This window comes from Veillonella sp. 3891, assembly GCF_003992315.1.
Lineage (GTDB): Bacteria > Bacillota > Negativicutes > Veillonellales > Veillonellaceae > F0422.
Window position 1 is genome coordinate 158,594 of the sequence record NZ_RQVE01000002.1, and the last position, 16,280, is coordinate 174,873.

The following is a 16,280-nucleotide window of genomic DNA, read 5'->3' on the forward strand; positions in this document are numbered from 1 at the left end:
CCGATACGAACCGTTTTAACAATATATAAATTTTATATCTATCAAAACTTTTCATGCGATTTGATTCAAAACCATGTACATTTCTCGCTTACACTGTCAATGAAAGTAGCTATCAACTTAATTATAACTAGAATGCATACTTCTATCATTACTTACCAAAGGACGATGGTTTTTCTTGACCTTCATAGAACTCATGACGCAAAGCTTGTACAATTCGTTCTGATGCTAATCCATCTCCATAAGGATTCACTGCATTTGACATAGCCGTGTAGGTTTCTGCATTTGTAATTAACTCCTTAGCTGTGGCGTACACAGTTACTGTATCTGTACCCACCAATCTTACCGTACCAGCTTGAACTGCTTCAGGACGCTCTGTGGTATCCCGAAGAACTAGTACAGGTTTACCCAAGGACGGTGCTTCCTCTTGAATCCCCCCAGAATCTGTCATGATGAGGTAGGTACGAGCCATTAAGTTTGCAAATGGTTCATATTCCAATGGTTCAATAAGGTGTACACGTGGCATATCACCTAGTACCTCTTGTACAATACTGCGTACCTTTGGATTTCGATGCATAGGGAAGATCACTTCTACATCTTCATGTTCTCCAATAATATCACGGATTGCCTCATACACATTGCGCATAGGATCCCCTAAATTTTCACGACGATGAGTAGTAACCAAAATCACCTTTTGGTTCACGTAATCAATTTCGTTCAGTAACTCCTCAGTAAATGTGTAGTCTTCCTTCACTGTAGTTTGCAACGCATCAATAACCGTATTTCCCGTTACATACAAGTGATCTGGATTTATATTTTCTTTCAATAAGTTCGCTTCCGATGTAGTCGTCGGTGCAAAATGGTACGTCCCAATAGCTCCCGTCAACTTACGATTCATCTCCTCTGGAAATGGGGAGTAAATATTCCCCGTCCGAAGACCTGCCTCCACATGCCCAACAGGAATCCCTTCATAAAATGCCGCTAGAGCACCTACAAATGTTGTCGTCGTATCGCCATGGACAAGAACCACATCAGGTTTCGCTTCTTTCAATACTTCTTGCAATCCCATCAAAGCACGACAAGTCACATCATACAAAGTTTGCCCTTGGCTCATAATATTTAAATCATAATCAGGGGTGATAGAAAACAAATGCAACACCTGATCTAACATCTCTCTATGTTGTGCCGTTACCGTAACGATAGACTCCATATCAGGCGCTGCTTCCAAAGCCTTAACAACTGGTGCCATCTTTATTGCTTCAGGACGTGTCCCAAATATGGTCATGACTTTTAACATAGTACCTCCCACATATTTCGTTTACTTCCTTTACCATGAAAGCTGTCATACACAAGCTTTCCTAAACTTTCCTAAATCACTTTATTAAGCTTTTTCAATTATCTCTATTGTATCATGTACAAGCCTTCCATACTAGTAGAAACTATAAAGAAGTACACCCAACCAAAATGGCATAAGCAAAGCGCCCTGACATCCCTCCCCTACAGAGTGAGCAAGTACGAAGCAAAACGCCAGAAGCCACGAAGCAGTTTGCCAAAGGCATATGGCAGTTTATTATTAGCATTAAGCAAATGCAAAAAGACCGCGACATCTCCCTCCCTTACAGAGTGAGTAACTACGAAGCAAAACGCCATGAGCCAAAAAGCAGTTTGCCAAAGGCATATGGCATTTTATTACTAACATTAAGAAAATGCAAAAAGACCGCGGTATGTTCCTGAACAAACATTATGAAATACCGTTTGTGAAGGAATGTGCCGCGGGCTTAATTCCTGAAGTTAACAAAAAACGCCATATGCCCCTCAGAAAATCTTCTGAGGCGCTCCTGGCGTTTTGCATAGCTATTTACGAACGTCGTTGTCTTTGGATATAATCCCAATTTTCGTTGCTGTCCACACGCATGCACAGAGTATGACAAGCACTAGCAAGACTCCTATGACAAAGTTTGCTTTTGCCGCTACGATAGACACACAACCTAAGAGTGCCGTAATGGCATACATCAACAACACAGCTTGTTTTTGTGTGAGCCCCATCGCCAATAGGCGATGATGCAAATGCCCTTTATCTGGTTGGAATACGGGGCGTCCATTAATACGTCGACGTACAATGGCAAATAAAGTATCTAAAATTGGTAACCCTAACACAATAACAGGTACCACTAATGCCACAGTCGCTGCCGTTTTTACACTGCCCATGACAGAGATCGCCGCCATGGTATACCCCAAAAGCATACTACCTGTGTCACCCATAAATATTTTGGCAGGATTAAAGTTATACCGCAAGAACCCACAAGCCGCCCCAGCTAATGCCAAGGTAATGCACGCCAACTCAATTTGTCCCATTTGCAAAGTAACAATACAAATCGTAATACACGCAATGAGAGAAATCCCTGCAGCCAATCCATCTAATCCATCAATAAGATTCACAATATTCGTAAATCCTACAATCCAAAATACCGTCAAAGGTATGGCAAAATATTCTAAATACAATAGATGGTCACCAATGCTAATAAAATGCACCGCATTGCCAAAGAGTGGCAACATAAGAGCTGCCAAAATTTGTCCCATCAATTTCGTTTTCGGACCGATTTGCTTAATATCGTCCCAAATACCTACTGCTACTAAGATAATTGAGCCTACAATCAATCCTTTTACAGAGGATATATCTTTCACGCTATACAGCAAAGATACCATATAGCCAATATAGATAGCCAATCCACCTAATCGTGGAATCGACACTTGATGCACTTTGCGTGCATCTGGTTTATCAATAGCACCTACCTTAACGGCAAATTGTTTCACCAAAGGCGTGCAAATATATGTTACTACAAGAGCAATGACAAAGGCCCATAAATATACTGTCATTCCAACACCTCCATACGTGGTATTTCATGATTATTACAAGTGACTTGTTTACTGGTCCGTCATTAACATACAAAGTTCATTATATATAGACCACGTCTATTAATTATATCAGTTAAACACAGCACATACAAGAATAGATACAGTAAGCTCATGGAATCCCTTGTTCTTCATCCACTTGGAAAAGCTTTTACAATTTACATAGATTTCGTAACTAATCCTTCAATGATACGTTTACCGTCTTCCATCAGATGTGCCAATCCTTCCTCACCTAGATAGGACTCTGCATACATTTTATATAAATTTTCTGTACCTGATGGACGTGCTACAAACCAACCTGTATCTGTTACAATTTTAACGCCATCAATTGGTTGATCTTCAAACAAAGAGGTGGTGCGAACGTCCAAAATCGGACTACCTCCCAGTTCCGTCATAGTCACATCGCCTGGTTTCATACCTTTTAAAGCACTTTTGATTTCCGCTGTGCAAGGCATATCCACACGTTGGAACACCGGTGTTCCCCATTGTGAAGTAATATCTACATAGTGTTGTGCTAGAGTTTTTCCTGTAGTTGCTACCATTTCCACCGCTAGCAAGCCCAAAATTATGCCATCTTTATCAGTAGTCCATACGGATCCATCTTGTTGCAAGAAGGAAGCCCCTGCACTTTCTTCTGCCCCTAGGCCAATGCGTCCATCAAATAATAAAGGCGCGAAATATTTAAATCCGACTGGCACTTCATACACAGGATGATTAGAATCTTTGCAATAGGCATCCATCAAGCCCGTAACGACCGCCGTTTTACCAACACCTTTCCCTTCCCAAGGACGAGTTTCATTCAAATATTTAGCAGCTACTACTAAATATTGATTGGGCGCTAACAAACCTTCTTCTGTGACAATGCCATGACGATCATAGTCTGGGTCATTACCGATGGCTAGTACATGGTCACCTAAGTTCTTAGCCACCTCTGCCATAGCATATGGGGAAGAACAGTCCATACGAATAGCGCCATCATGGTCATAGGACATAAAGCTAAATGTGGGATCATAGCCACTATTAATAATGGTAAAATCTAGATTATACTCCTCAGCAATGGCATGCCAATAGGCACCACCGCTGCCCCCTAAGGCATTAATTAGTACCTTTGGATTAGCTTCTTGGATGGCTTTCATATTGATGATTTGAGGTAATTCTTTCACATAGGCCATTTTAAAATCATACGGTTCTAAGTATTGTCCCGCTTCCTCTACAGAAATCGCAGCTGGAGCTACTCGTTGCTCTTCTTCATGATGACAGCAACCACAATGAGCACTTTCATGAGCACCCACTAAATGATGAAAGGAGAATCGTTGAATGCTATCTAACCCTTTTTGTAAATATTCATTAGCTAAGGCTTCAATCCGCTTCGTTACTGCTGTATCTGCAGGACCACCATGAGGTGGATTGTATTTAATACCACCATGTTCTGGCGGATTATGGGATGGCGTAATGATAATACCATCTGCTACATTGTCTACAGATGTATCCGCATTATGCCGCAAAATAGCACGAGATACACTTGGAGTAGGCACAAATTCACGATGTGCATCCACCCGTGTTTTCACGCGATTTCCCAGCAAGACTTCAATAGCTACTTGCAAGGCTGGCTGCGATAAGGCATGTGTATCTTGTCCAATATAGCAAGGTCCTGTGGCCCCAAATTCTTGACGCACATCGCAAATCGCTTGTACAATGGCTGCCACATGGAGTTCATTAAAGGTCCCTTTAGAGGCAATTCCGCGATGTCCCGATGTACCAAAGCTTACTCGCTCTTCTAAGGTCCCATAATTAGGGACAATGCGAAAAAAGTCTTTCACAATTGTATCTACATTAATAATATCTTCTTTTTTTACAGGCAGACCTGCCAAAGGATGTACCATATTATCATTTCTCCTTCTTGTTTTCCACAGGGATTTCATTTCTAGCCATTTGGACTTCATGAATCATTTGCTCTGCTTCCGCAGTTTTCACAGGGTCACACGTTTGTAGTACTCGCTCTACAACACCATTTGTAGAACGTGCTGAGAACCCCGTGCCGATAACTTCAGCCGCATCCGTGATAACCATAAATGCCGTTGGATCTTCCGCTTCGACGGCGGCTTTCAAACGCGCTACTTGTAACAAACTAACTACCACCATAATAACCTGTTTTGGTTGATGTGTATAGGCACCTTCTCCGTTTAAGATCGTAGCACCACGGCCAATTTTATCAATAATTAAATTACAAATTGTCACCGGTTTATAGGAAATGATAAACATCGCCTTTCGTTGGTTAAATCCAGTAATCATCTTATTAGTCACCATAGCAGATAAATAGGTACTAATCAATGTGGTAGCTGCTGCTTCAATATTAATCACAATAGCTCCAATGATTAAAATCATCATATTGATACCAAATAGAATGCTACCGATTTGTAGACCAAAGCGATTTCGAATGATTAAAGCAATGGGATCAATACCACCAGTATTACCTCCCCCACGATAGACAATACCAAGTCCTAGCCCAGAAAATAAACCACCCAAAATACCACCAATAATCGGATTTTGTGTTAAGCCTAATTCCGCCAATGGGGATACTAGATTGATCAGAATAGACATCAACACTGTACCAAAGATAGTAATACCTAGATGCCATCCCCCTAACCACCGCCATGCTGCATATAAAACCGGTAGGTTCAGTAGAAAGTTAATCATACCAAGGCTCAATGCGCCTTGGGTTACATAATAAATAATCAGTGTCAATCCACTAATACCGCCACTTAATAATTTATGGGGTACGATAAACGCTTGCACACCTACTGCGAATACTAGAGCCCCTACTAGAATATGTAGGATGGCTTTCACCGTACTTAAATATTTTGGTTTGTTACTCATACGCTCACCTATTCTAAGACTACTTAAACCACCATAAGCAAAAAGCTGCCACATTAAGAGTCAATCATAATGTAACAGCTTTTTAGTACTCATTACACCGCTTATGGTATAATACAATATACTATTCTGCTAGGGCAATCACTTCTACTTCTACTAAGAAGTTAGCTGGTAATGTTTTGACTGCCACACAACTACGAGCTGGTTTAGATGTAAAATACTCAGCATAAATAGCATTAAATTTAGCAAAGTCACCCATATCTGCTAAAAAGCATGTTGTTTTTACAACTTTAGAAAAATCAGTGCCTGCTTCTTTTAAGATAGCTTCGATGTTTTTCATCGCTTGCAACGTTTGTGCTTCCACGCCACCTTCTACCAAAGCGCCTTGTGCTGGATCAATACCACCTTGACCAGAGATAAACACAAAACCATTTGCTTTGTAAGCTTGAGAGTATGGTCCTAATGCTGCTGGTGCTTGCTCTGTATACACTTGTTTCATAGTTGTCCCCTTTCATTACCATAAGACATTTATAATATACCATTAGTATAGCATGTAATGGTATCGAAGTGTAGCTATTTTTCATACTTCTATTGTACTTTATTTGCATACCTCTATAAGGAGCACCTATATGTCTATTATTTATACTACTTATGAAAGCCCTTTGGGCACTCTCACACTATATGCCAATGCATCTGCATTGGTTGGACTTACCTTTCCTACCCAATCTCTGACATTTAAAGAATCATTGGTCATAGATGAATCCCCTTCTTCTCATATCTTGCAACAGACTATCCAATGGCTAGACCAATACTTCAACGGACAAATACCAACAATCACCATACCTTTATCTCCACAAGGCACAACATTCCAACAAAACGTATGGTCCCAATTACAGCACATCCCCTACGGCACATCCCTTACCTATGGCCAGTTAAGCCAACGTGTATTTAACTCACCAATCCCTAAGGGTTCTCAAGCCATAGGGTCTGCCGTCGGTGCCAACCCTATCTCCCTTATCATCCCCTGCCATCGTGTGTTAGGCAAAGGAAAAACCCTCACTGGTTACACAGGAGGGCTATCCATTAAACGAGCCTTGCTGTCCATCGAGAATATCGATTTCGTGGACAAGTAGGCTTACTTGATATGTTCTAACATGTGTAGGAAGTATGGCTTAAAGAATGTCCCTTCCACTTCACTAGTTCCCATGACAACCGTTGTCAAATACTCTGGCGTTCCAACTAGGGCTATCCGCAGATATGCTGGATATTGAACCCCTTTTATATCATAGGTTATATGTCCTGATGTTGTCATTGTACCGTATTTAGTGTCTGCTAAGGTATGTAATGGTTCCACATTGCGCAATCGTATCTTTGCTGGAATCTTATTCTGAGAATAATCTATATCTCTATCCTCTCCAATACGAATATTAAGATAGTCTAATACGTCTTTTGCATCATGAGTAATTTTATCCATTTCCGCAGGTGAAAGTCCCTCTTTTCCGTATAATCGCGTTAATCGTGAACTCATCATCAACTCTTTAGGAATCGGAAATACAAAAACCCAAGCTGTATTTAAACCATATTGATCCGTACCTTGCAATTCATACACATCCATATAACGTCCTAGCTTAAGTCCATCTTTCATGTTCGCCATACTTGCAAAATCCTTTACTCTAGCAACGGTAGTGCCCGCTGTCCCTAAGTTAGCATGTATAAATCCTTTTCCTACCTGTGCTAACTTTGAAGAAGACAATTGCTTAACAGTAATCTCTGGGTTTACTGTTTGACGCAAGTCAATCAATGGATTCCGTTCAAGCATCGCATCGAACTCTGCCTTAATCTCGTCACCCGTTTTTTTCTTTTTTTCTCAGCAGCTAAAAACTCCCCCAAAGGAACTCCTACTTCCCCGTCTGACATTGGGTAAATACTACCTACCCTCTCGTGGCTAGTATCATGTACCTGTGCAGACACTTGTCCATACCCCATCATAAGGCTGAGCACCATCGCAGCCAGTCCCATTCGCATCCAATATTTCATCTGCTTATTCTCCCTTCATACCTAATAGACTCATGATAACAGGGTTCCAATAGGCTTTCGATGTATCAGCCGTTGTTATCAACGTCATAGATAGCCCCTCTTGACCATACCGTCCTACAAAGCTCATATACGCAGGTAACACGAACCCATCTACATCCAATTGCACTCGGCCATGCGTGTACAACCCTTTATCGCCTTTTATGTGTACAGGTTTCATCATCTCCCCATCAAGAAATCTTACGTTGACGAGAGGTAATACAGCTTGCATAATAGCGGTATCACTGAACTCATGATTAGTACTTGTAACATATGGAACTAGAATGGAACCATTCTTCTCTATACGTTTCCCTCTCATAACATTGACATTATAGAGGTCTATTTTCTGTAGCTCTTTCACTGTTTTACTATATAATGTTTCTCCTACAGATTGTGGTGCCATCATAGTGTCTTTATATCTTATTTTCCACACTTCAGCCGCTTCTGCACCTGTCATATGAAGGTGTACTAACTCTGCTGTATGTAAACCTCGTTCATCACGCCCTTGCAACTGATAGCGTTGCCCCCGCTGAACCACAGCTTTGATAATTCCATCTAACACCTTGGCGTCTTGCTCCGTCAGATGCCAAGCATTAGGACCTGTCTTATGAACCACATCTTCTTTTTTCAAACCACCATCAATTAAATCATCATGGTTAACTACCGAAATATGACTAGGTAACTCTACACTACCTTGCCCATCTAATATAATCGATGCTGCATGTCCTGAAAGCATCGTTCCTACTAATGCCACACTGGCCATCACACATTTCCAATTCATACTAACTCCTTTCTAACTAGGATTCCCTACTTTTTCCAACAATAATTTAGATTTCAATTGATGTAATTCTTCGCTGATGTTGACTTTTACCTCTGGGGCCCGACGAAGTCGCAAAAATTCTGGCCACAGCAATTGAATTTGCTCTTCTCCGTAGGCTTTGATTTCTGCCAAGGTCGGTACATCGTACACCAATTCTCCATCCACAAAGATAGGTACTAATAATTCTTGTACTTTAAAGGTGTTTGCTTTCAACATGGTTTGTTTCCATGGGTGCAATGGATTTTTAAATACATAGTCCTGTGTGGTGTCCACGCTTTCATGGTCCAAACAAATTAAATCACCGATGAGCTTGTTATTTCGCACGTTGATGAGGCGCAACACCTTTTTCTTGCCAGGGTTTGTCACCTTTTCAATATTATCGGAGAACTTCATAGCCGGCATAAAGGTATCTCCTTCCCATTGACCCGCCAATTTATACACCCCGCCTAGAGCCGGTGTTTCATCGGCAGTAATCAATTTAGTGCCTACCCCCCATGCTGTAATCGCTGCGCCTTGTTGTTTCAAGTCTGCAATTTTATATTCATCTAGATCATTGGTGGCAAAAATTAATGCTTCTGTAAAGCCTGCCTCATCTAACATCTTACGAGCCTCAATAGATAAGTACGCCAAATCACCACTGTCCAAACGAATACCATAGATGGATGGCATAGTACCACCACGACGTTCACGAATCTCTTGGAATACTTGAATCGCCGCTGGCACACCTTTATGTAATGTATTATAGGTGTCGACTAAAAATACCAAATTATTTTCATATTGGTCTGCATAGGCACGGAACGCATCAATTTCATTAGGAAAACTCATCACCCAACTATGAGCCATAGTTCCTACGGGTCTCATACCATACAAAGCCGCACTGTACACATCGCTAGTGCTATCAAATCCGCCAATGAAAGCCGCCCTAGCTCCTTGTACAGCAGCGCTCACACCTTGGGCTCTTCGCATGCCAAATTCTGCTACCCCATCCTTGCCAATAACGGATCGGATACGGCGGGCTTTGGTCGCAATCAAGGACTCATGATTTAAAAACATAGATAAGGCAGTTTCTAATAAAATAGCCTCATCTTTGGCTGCCTCTACACGGAGTAACACTTCCCCTGGGAATACCACAGAGCCTTCCGGCGCCGCATAGATGGTGCCAGTGAAGCGGAATGTACTTAAATACGTCAAGAACTCTTCTGTGAACACCCCTGTTTGACGTAAATAGGTAATATCTTCCTCAGAGAACCGCAAACCTTTCACATACTGGATCACTTGTTCCAGTCCTGCTACCACCGTGTAAGCACCTTGAAATGGATTCGTTCGATAAAAGCGATCGAATACGCAACGAGTACGATGTTTATTTTGTGTAAATAAACCTTGCATCATGGTAAATTGATACATATCTGTTAATAGAGCATGTGTAATCATGAATAACTCCTATTCTTATAGGTCCACCCTATAGCATACTAAGCACTTTTCTATGACAATTTAAATACTATGCCTATCGTCTACTTCCTTCTATTATACTCTACTATTACATTTCATGTATAACTCTTTTTTCATCGTATAGTTTGTCATAATCTTCTATTTAGGTTAGAATGATACCATATATTATATAACTTCTAATGATGAAAGGATGACTATGAATCTGTCACAATTTTTTGCATTAATTCGCCCCCGTACCTTAACGGCTGCTTTCAGTCCCGTTGTCTTAGGAGCTGCTATGGGGGCAACGCAATTTGAAACCGTACAACCTATTTGGCTATCCTTAGTCTATACTCTAGGCATTCTAATTTGTGTGTTAAGCGCACAAATTGCCGCCAATATTTGGAATGAATATTTCGATTTTAAATCTGGTCTCGATCTCACACAAGCTGCGGGCAACAGTGGTTCCATCGTCCGTGATGGCATCGCCCCTTCTGTGATTAAACGTTGGGGATATATTACGACCATACTCCCTCTCGTCCTAGGCATCGTCCTCGCTAATGCTGTCACTTGGTGGTATATTCCTGTGGGTATGCTCTGCATACTGACTAGCATCTTATACTCTGGGGGCCCTAAGCCTATTTCTCGCACCCCTTTTGGTGAACTTGCATCTGGTCTTGCCATGGGCTTTGCCATTGTGGACATTACCCTCTACGCTTGGACTCATACCTTGCACTGGACATACCTTATTCCTGCAGTTCCCTCCACCATCTTAATCGGCGCTATTATGATGACCAACAACTTGCGAGACTTCACTAACGATGCTAACCATGGTCGTCGTACCTTGGTCATTCTCTTAGGCCGTGAAAGAGGACTTCAACTCTTGCGAGCACTCTTCCTCATCAGTTCTTTATGGCTAGTCCTCTGGGCGGCATGTGGAACTATCCCTTGGACATCCTTATTGGCATTACTCTCACTCGTGCCAGCTATGAAAGTCATCACAATCTTCAACACCTATGCTGATCCGATACACTTAAACGAGGCTATGAAGTTTACTTCTACTTCTTGTACACTGTATCACTTTTTGTGGGCTATAGGGTTGCTACTGAATACAATCATATAATAGAGTGATTACTTTTTATCACCTAAGTGTATCTACTTACTATATGGAAATACATATAAAAATAGAGGAAAGTTGCTACTTTTTAATCAACTTTCCTCTATTTTGTTAGGAGCTATTTTGTTACAACCCATTTTATATATTCTTATACTCTTTAAGACCCGCCTAGTATATGCCATTACTACATTCAAACTTTCAACTAAATATATAATTACTTTTCTAGTATAACCCACTTAACTAATAGCCTATAATTATAACAACTTAGATATATAACATATTTTACTTATAACCGAACTCTTGCTATACTAAGCAAGTAGAAATTCACTATGTAAGTACACAAAGAAAAGGAGATAACACATGAAGAAATTATTTAGTTTAGCAGCTACGGCTGTATTAGGCGCTGCCTTGTTATTAGGTGGCTGTGGTTCCACTGGTACTAGCTCTACTGGTTCCGACGCAGGTAAAACATTAAAAATTGGTGCTTCTCCAGTACCTCACGCTGAAATCTTAGAACAAGTAAAACCAATCCTTGCTAAAGAAGGCATTAAATTGGAAATCATCGAATTCAGCGATTATGTACAACCAAACGTATCCTTAAACGACAAAGAAATTGATGCGAACTTCTTCGCCCACATTCCTTATCAAGATAACTTCAACAAAGAAAAAGGTACTCATATCGTAACCGCTGGTGCCGTACACATCGAACCAATGGGAATTTACTCCAAAAAAATTAAAGATTTAAAAGAAATCCAAGATGGTGCTCAAGTAGCTATCCCATCTGATGCAACAAATGGTGGTCGTGCATTACTATTGCTTTCCAAAGCTGGTTTAATCACTTTGAACGATCCTAACAGCATCTCTGCTACAGTACAAGATATCAAAGACAACCCTAAACACTTGAAATTCGTTGAATTAGAGGCTGCTCAATTACCTCGTACATTAGATGATTCTACAATCTCTGTGATCAACACAAACTTTGCATTAGGTGCTAACTTGAACCCAACAAAAGATGCATTGTTCTTAGAATCTAAAGATTCCCCATACGTAAATATCGTATCCGTTCGTGAAGGCGATGAAAAACGTGATGAAATCGTAAAGTTGATCAAAGCTTTACAAAGCCCTGAAATCAAAAAATTCATCGAGGACAAATACAAAGGTGCTATTCTTCCAGCATTCTAATGGAATCACTTAGAATAGACTCCTCCAAATAAAAATAAACACTAACAACTATCATACATACTTAACTATACAAACAACAGAGGCAAGTTGATTCGTTCAACTTGCCTCCGTTGTTTTTGCATATACTACCATACTTATTTTTAGCATATCAAAAAGGGTCCCGAAGGACCCTTTTCTAATGGCTCTACTATTATTGAGCAGAACGAGTTCAGCTACTTGCTTTTGTACTATGTTGTACTACTTACGAATAGCTGCTCGTAGTTCTTGCACTTCTTCTTGTAAAGCACTAATTGTATTCATCAACACATCGATTTTTTGATCATAAGATGCTTTGAGCGTAACTAGTTCATCGTGAACTTTGTTTGGTTCTACCTTTGCTTGTTTTGCACTACCTTGTCCAATTTTGAAAGTAGCCCCTCCATTGATCATCGTTTGACCGCTCACCATGGAAATACCCCCGTGGAACATAGTGGAATCGTTCGTGTAGTGTGCTACACCTAATGCTAAGGCATTCGCATGTTTATAATGCCCTACGCCTGCCATAATTTGCGTTGGCGCCTCTGGATCGTATTGGATTGGCTTCAATGCTGCTAATGCCGCATTTAATGCATCACCATTGCGACTTTCTTTGCGTAACTCCTCTACATTATTGGAAAGATTTGTCATTTGCTGTTGTACTTCTTTTTGCAGAACACCAACATTGGCAACTGCTGTACTTGCACTATTTAAAACATTTTTAAAGTCTTCTTCTGTTTTATTTTCATTGCCTTTAATTTCTTTCCAGTATTCATAAGCAGATTTACCTGTAGCCCCATCCTTACCTGCTACACCATTCTCGCCTTGCGGACCTTGTGCACCAGCTGCGCCATCTTTACCGGCTGGGCCTACGTCTCCTTTAGGACCTTGTGGGCCTGCTGGACCTGCTGGACCTACTGATCCTGCTTGTCCTGGGTCCCCTTTATCACCTTTAAAATCTGCATCGCCTTTTAGAGATGCTTTATCCAAAGACACCACTGTTTTATTATCTTTTTCCTCTGCTTTTAAACCATCTTTAAACTCATACAGGCTATTTAAAATACTCTTGAAATTACCTTTTGTGACAATTTCTTGGCCGCCAGCTTGTAGCTTGCTATCTGTATAAGTAATGCTAATTGGATTAGTTTCCCCTAAGGAAATGCTACTAAATGTAGGTGCTTTCAGCATGCCAATGCGCACAGTACCTGCATCATTGAAAGTAATCAAATTATCAGAGGAATAGTTAGTCGCCTCAAAGCCTGTTGCACCATATACTGATTTTGCTTTTCCTTCGATCGGAAGAATCCCACCAATTGATGTCTTAAGCAAGGAAGCTTTCGTATTTGCTATTGTCGTTTCATCTTTGCTGTCATAAGCATTTGTGGCCACTGTAATGCCTTGTTTACCTAGGGCTTTCAACTGCGCCACATTGACCGCATCCGCATCCTGAGTACCTGCCGCTAGATTAATAATTTGACGGGTCCGTTTAGTCGTTGCATCCCCAATACTAACAGCTGCTCGATTAGCTTTCCACACTTCCTCACTACTGGATTCATTTTGAATGAAAGTAGCCAACGCCGCATCATCAGCGATAGTTTCTCCTGGTACATAGCCAATGCTCCCCGCTTTACGATCTGCTACAGATAAAAATCCTAGTGCCACAGAACCTTCCTCTTTAGCTGCTGCATAGGCACCTACGCCCGTAGCACGATCAGCATAGGTCCGTGCATCATGACCCAAGGCTACAGAATCCTCACCTAGCGCAGTAGAGTATAAACCAGATGCTAAAGCACCTAATCCAAACGCACTAGAACGGTGACCAAATACAGCAGCACCATAGGCTTTTCCATCTTTTTTAATAAGTTCTTCTCTTGGAGTCTCCGTATTGGTAATCGTATACGTTCCGTCCGCTAGCTTTTCAACAGTTGTTGTGGCTTTTACGCCATCACTAGCTGTCACCTTATCCCCTACATTCACCGGTGCTGACCCAATATAAGTACCTACACCCACTGCTGTAGCATGACCTGTATTATGAATTTCAGAGGCATGACCAATGGCGATAGAATGTGCTCCACCTTCTACTTTGGCCTCTAAACCGATGGCCATAGAGCTATTACTTTTAAAATCAGCCGTAGGCACAACTTTAGATTTACCACCTATGGCAACGGAAAAATTGCCCTCCGCCTTAGATCTAAAGCCTAGCGCTAATGCTCCTGACCCATTCGCTTCTGAGTCACCCCCAACAGCGGCAGCACCTTGACCTAATCCTTTTGCATCAGACCCGACAGCTACGCCATAGGTATTATCTGTTTTAGAAGATTCCCCTACAGATACGCTGTATTTCCCTTTTGCATCAGCGGCACTACCGATGCCTATAGCTCCACCTTCAGAAAAAGCACTATCACCTATTGCTACACTAGTCTGTCCAGCTGCATTAGCTGCATTACCTACTGCCACAGACTTCATTTTAGAATAGGCATTATTACCTACTGCTACTGCAAACCCTGCTAAATCCTTTGCATTAGGACTCGCATACGAAGTCGATGGTACAGTAGCCATATTAACAGCATGTACTGCAGGCACAGCTAAACTAGAGGCCCCACTACACATAATGCTACATATTTTGCTATGGATGATTTCTTACAATGCATGTGATTCTCCCTTAATACTACTAGAAATATACATGTATATGTAAATTATACCATACGTATAGGCTTATCATATAGGTGTGCGCGCAGAGCCATTCACATTTTGTGTAAATATTTCCTCTAATATATCTATGGCTTTTGCAACACAAAACCCCCGACTTTCACAATCTAGTGAAAGCCGAGGGCTAATACTTTCAATATGTAATTATTTACGTGCCATAGATTTACGTACGTCGAAGGCAACTGCTACAACAATGATCAAACCTTTGATGATCAATTGCCAGTATGGTCCCATACCAACGAATGTTAAACCATAGTTGATAACTGTGAAGATCAGCACACCTGCGATAATACCAGGTACAGTACCGATACCACCTGTGATGGATACACCACCTACAACAGATGCTGCGATGGCATCTAACTCGTACATGTTACCATAGTTGTTAGTAGCACCACCAGTACGAGCTGCTTCCAAAATACCACCTACGCCGTATAAAGCACCAGCGATGACATAGATAATAACAAGTGTTACTGCTACGTTGATACCAGATACAACCGCTGCTTGTGGGTTACCACCGATGGCAAACATGTTCTTACCAAGAATGGTTTTGTTATATACCACATACATGATCAAGGAAATTACTGCAGCGATAATAACAATGTATGGAATTGTCATAAATCCTAGGTCTAAAGAACCTGTACCAATTTGCGTAAACTCTGGACGTAAACCGCCGATTGGTTGAGAGTTATTAGGTTCCATATCAAAGTACAAGGAACAAATACCATAGGTAATAACCATAGTACCTAGTGTGGAAATGAATGGTACGATTTTTAAATACGCTACGATCACACCAGATACTAAACCGATGATAGCACCCACCACGATAGCAATCACGATTGGTAGAATCAATGGTAATTCTGGTAAATGTTCAAAGAAGGGACGTGGATAATCTGGCAACTGTGTTAAAGATGCAGATACAACCGCTGTTAAACCTACTACACGACCTGCGGATAAGTCACAACCTGCCGTGATAAGGATCATAGCAGACCCTAAGGCAATGATAATACGTGGAGAAGATTGGATTAAAATATCACGAAAACTTGTGACGGATAAAAAGTTCGGGCTATACATAGAAATAGCCGCTACTAGTACTACTAGTACCAAATAGATAATATTCTGGGAAAGAAACTTTCCTAATTTACCTTGGCTCAT

General features: G+C 41.1%; 14 protein-coding genes. 3 read left to right on the forward strand and 11 right to left on the reverse strand.

The annotated features are described in order from the left end of the window. Positions 1 to 148: 148 nt before the first annotated feature. The 5 genes from wecB to EO118_RS01890 form a co-directional block, all read right to left on the reverse strand. A complete protein-coding gene (gene wecB / locus EO118_RS01870; protein ID WP_127068364.1) occupies positions 149 to 1,294 on the reverse strand; it encodes a non-hydrolyzing UDP-N-acetylglucosamine 2-epimerase in 1,146 nt (381 codons plus the stop codon). A 557-nt stretch (positions 1,295 to 1,851) separates the two neighbouring features. Further along, on the reverse strand, positions 1,852 to 2,874 hold the full coding sequence (locus EO118_RS01875) for a glycosyltransferase family 4 protein (RefSeq protein ID WP_127068365.1): 1,023 nt from the start codon (positions 2,872 to 2,874) through the stop codon (positions 1,852 to 1,854). A gap of 194 nt (positions 2,875 to 3,068) precedes the next feature. After that, a complete protein-coding gene (locus EO118_RS01880) occupies positions 3,069 to 4,793 on the reverse strand; it encodes a phosphoglucomutase (RefSeq protein WP_127068366.1) in 1,725 nt (574 codons plus the stop codon). A 4-nt stretch (positions 4,794 to 4,797) separates the two neighbouring features. Then, a complete protein-coding gene (locus EO118_RS01885) occupies positions 4,798 to 5,787 on the reverse strand; it encodes a YitT family protein (protein WP_127068367.1) in 990 nt (329 codons plus the stop codon). Between the two features lie 121 nt (positions 5,788 to 5,908). Further along, a complete protein-coding gene (locus EO118_RS01890) occupies positions 5,909 to 6,283 on the reverse strand; it encodes a RidA family protein (RefSeq protein ID WP_009353332.1) in 375 nt (124 codons plus the stop codon). A gap of 130 nt (positions 6,284 to 6,413) precedes the next feature. Here EO118_RS01890 and EO118_RS01895 point away from each other — a divergent pair, with 130 nt between their 5' ends. Beyond that, positions 6,414 to 6,917 (forward strand): methylated-DNA--[protein]-cysteine S-methyltransferase, encoded by a 504-nt coding sequence (locus EO118_RS01895; RefSeq protein ID WP_127068368.1) that lies wholly within the window; start codon positions 6,414 to 6,416, stop codon positions 6,915 to 6,917. A gap of 2 nt (positions 6,918 to 6,919) precedes the next feature. Here the strand turns inward: EO118_RS01895 and EO118_RS01900 are convergent, their stop codons facing one another. From EO118_RS01900 to EO118_RS01915, 4 genes are read right to left on the reverse strand one after another with little or no spacing between them, the layout of a single operon-like run. After that, positions 6,920 to 7,603: a hypothetical protein gene (locus tag EO118_RS01900; protein ID WP_127068369.1), complete on the reverse strand. Its 684-nt coding sequence runs from the start codon at positions 7,601 to 7,603 to the stop codon at positions 6,920 to 6,922. After that, positions 7,582 to 7,821 carry a hypothetical protein gene (locus tag EO118_RS01905; RefSeq protein ID WP_127068370.1) on the reverse strand — a complete coding sequence of 80 codons (240 nt, stop codon included), beginning with the start codon at positions 7,819 to 7,821 and terminating at the stop codon, positions 7,582 to 7,584. The genes EO118_RS01900 and EO118_RS01905 overlap by 22 nt, the downstream gene beginning before the upstream one ends. A gap of 4 nt (positions 7,822 to 7,825) precedes the next feature. Next, positions 7,826 to 8,638, reverse strand: coding sequence for a hypothetical protein (locus EO118_RS01910; RefSeq protein ID WP_127068371.1), 813 nt, complete (start codon positions 8,636 to 8,638; stop codon positions 7,826 to 7,828). Between the two features lie 12 nt (positions 8,639 to 8,650). Then, positions 8,651 to 10,108: a nicotinate phosphoribosyltransferase gene (locus tag EO118_RS01915; protein ID WP_127068372.1), complete on the reverse strand. Its 1,458-nt coding sequence runs from the start codon at positions 10,106 to 10,108 to the stop codon at positions 8,651 to 8,653. Positions 10,109 to 10,322: 214 nt separating this feature from the next. Between EO118_RS01915 and menA the strand changes: the two genes are divergently transcribed. Beyond that, positions 10,323 to 11,228: a 1,4-dihydroxy-2-naphthoate octaprenyltransferase gene (gene menA / locus EO118_RS01920; protein WP_127068373.1), complete on the forward strand. Its 906-nt coding sequence runs from the start codon at positions 10,323 to 10,325 to the stop codon at positions 11,226 to 11,228. A gap of 354 nt (positions 11,229 to 11,582) precedes the next feature. Then, positions 11,583 to 12,404: a MetQ/NlpA family ABC transporter substrate-binding protein gene (locus tag EO118_RS01925; protein ID WP_127068374.1), complete on the forward strand. Its 822-nt coding sequence runs from the start codon at positions 11,583 to 11,585 to the stop codon at positions 12,402 to 12,404. 237 nt (positions 12,405 to 12,641) lie between these two features. Here EO118_RS01925 and EO118_RS01930 read toward each other — a convergent pair whose 3' ends face one another. Both EO118_RS01930 and mglC read right to left on the reverse strand, forming a co-directional pair. After that, positions 12,642 to 15,029 (reverse strand): YadA-like family protein, encoded by a 2,388-nt coding sequence (locus EO118_RS01930; protein ID WP_127068375.1) that lies wholly within the window; start codon positions 15,027 to 15,029, stop codon positions 12,642 to 12,644. Positions 15,030 to 15,272: 243 nt separating this feature from the next. Next, positions 15,273 to 16,280 carry a galactose/methyl galactoside ABC transporter permease MglC gene (gene mglC / locus EO118_RS01935; RefSeq protein ID WP_009353422.1) on the reverse strand — a complete coding sequence of 336 codons (1,008 nt, stop codon included), beginning with the start codon at positions 16,278 to 16,280 and terminating at the stop codon, positions 15,273 to 15,275.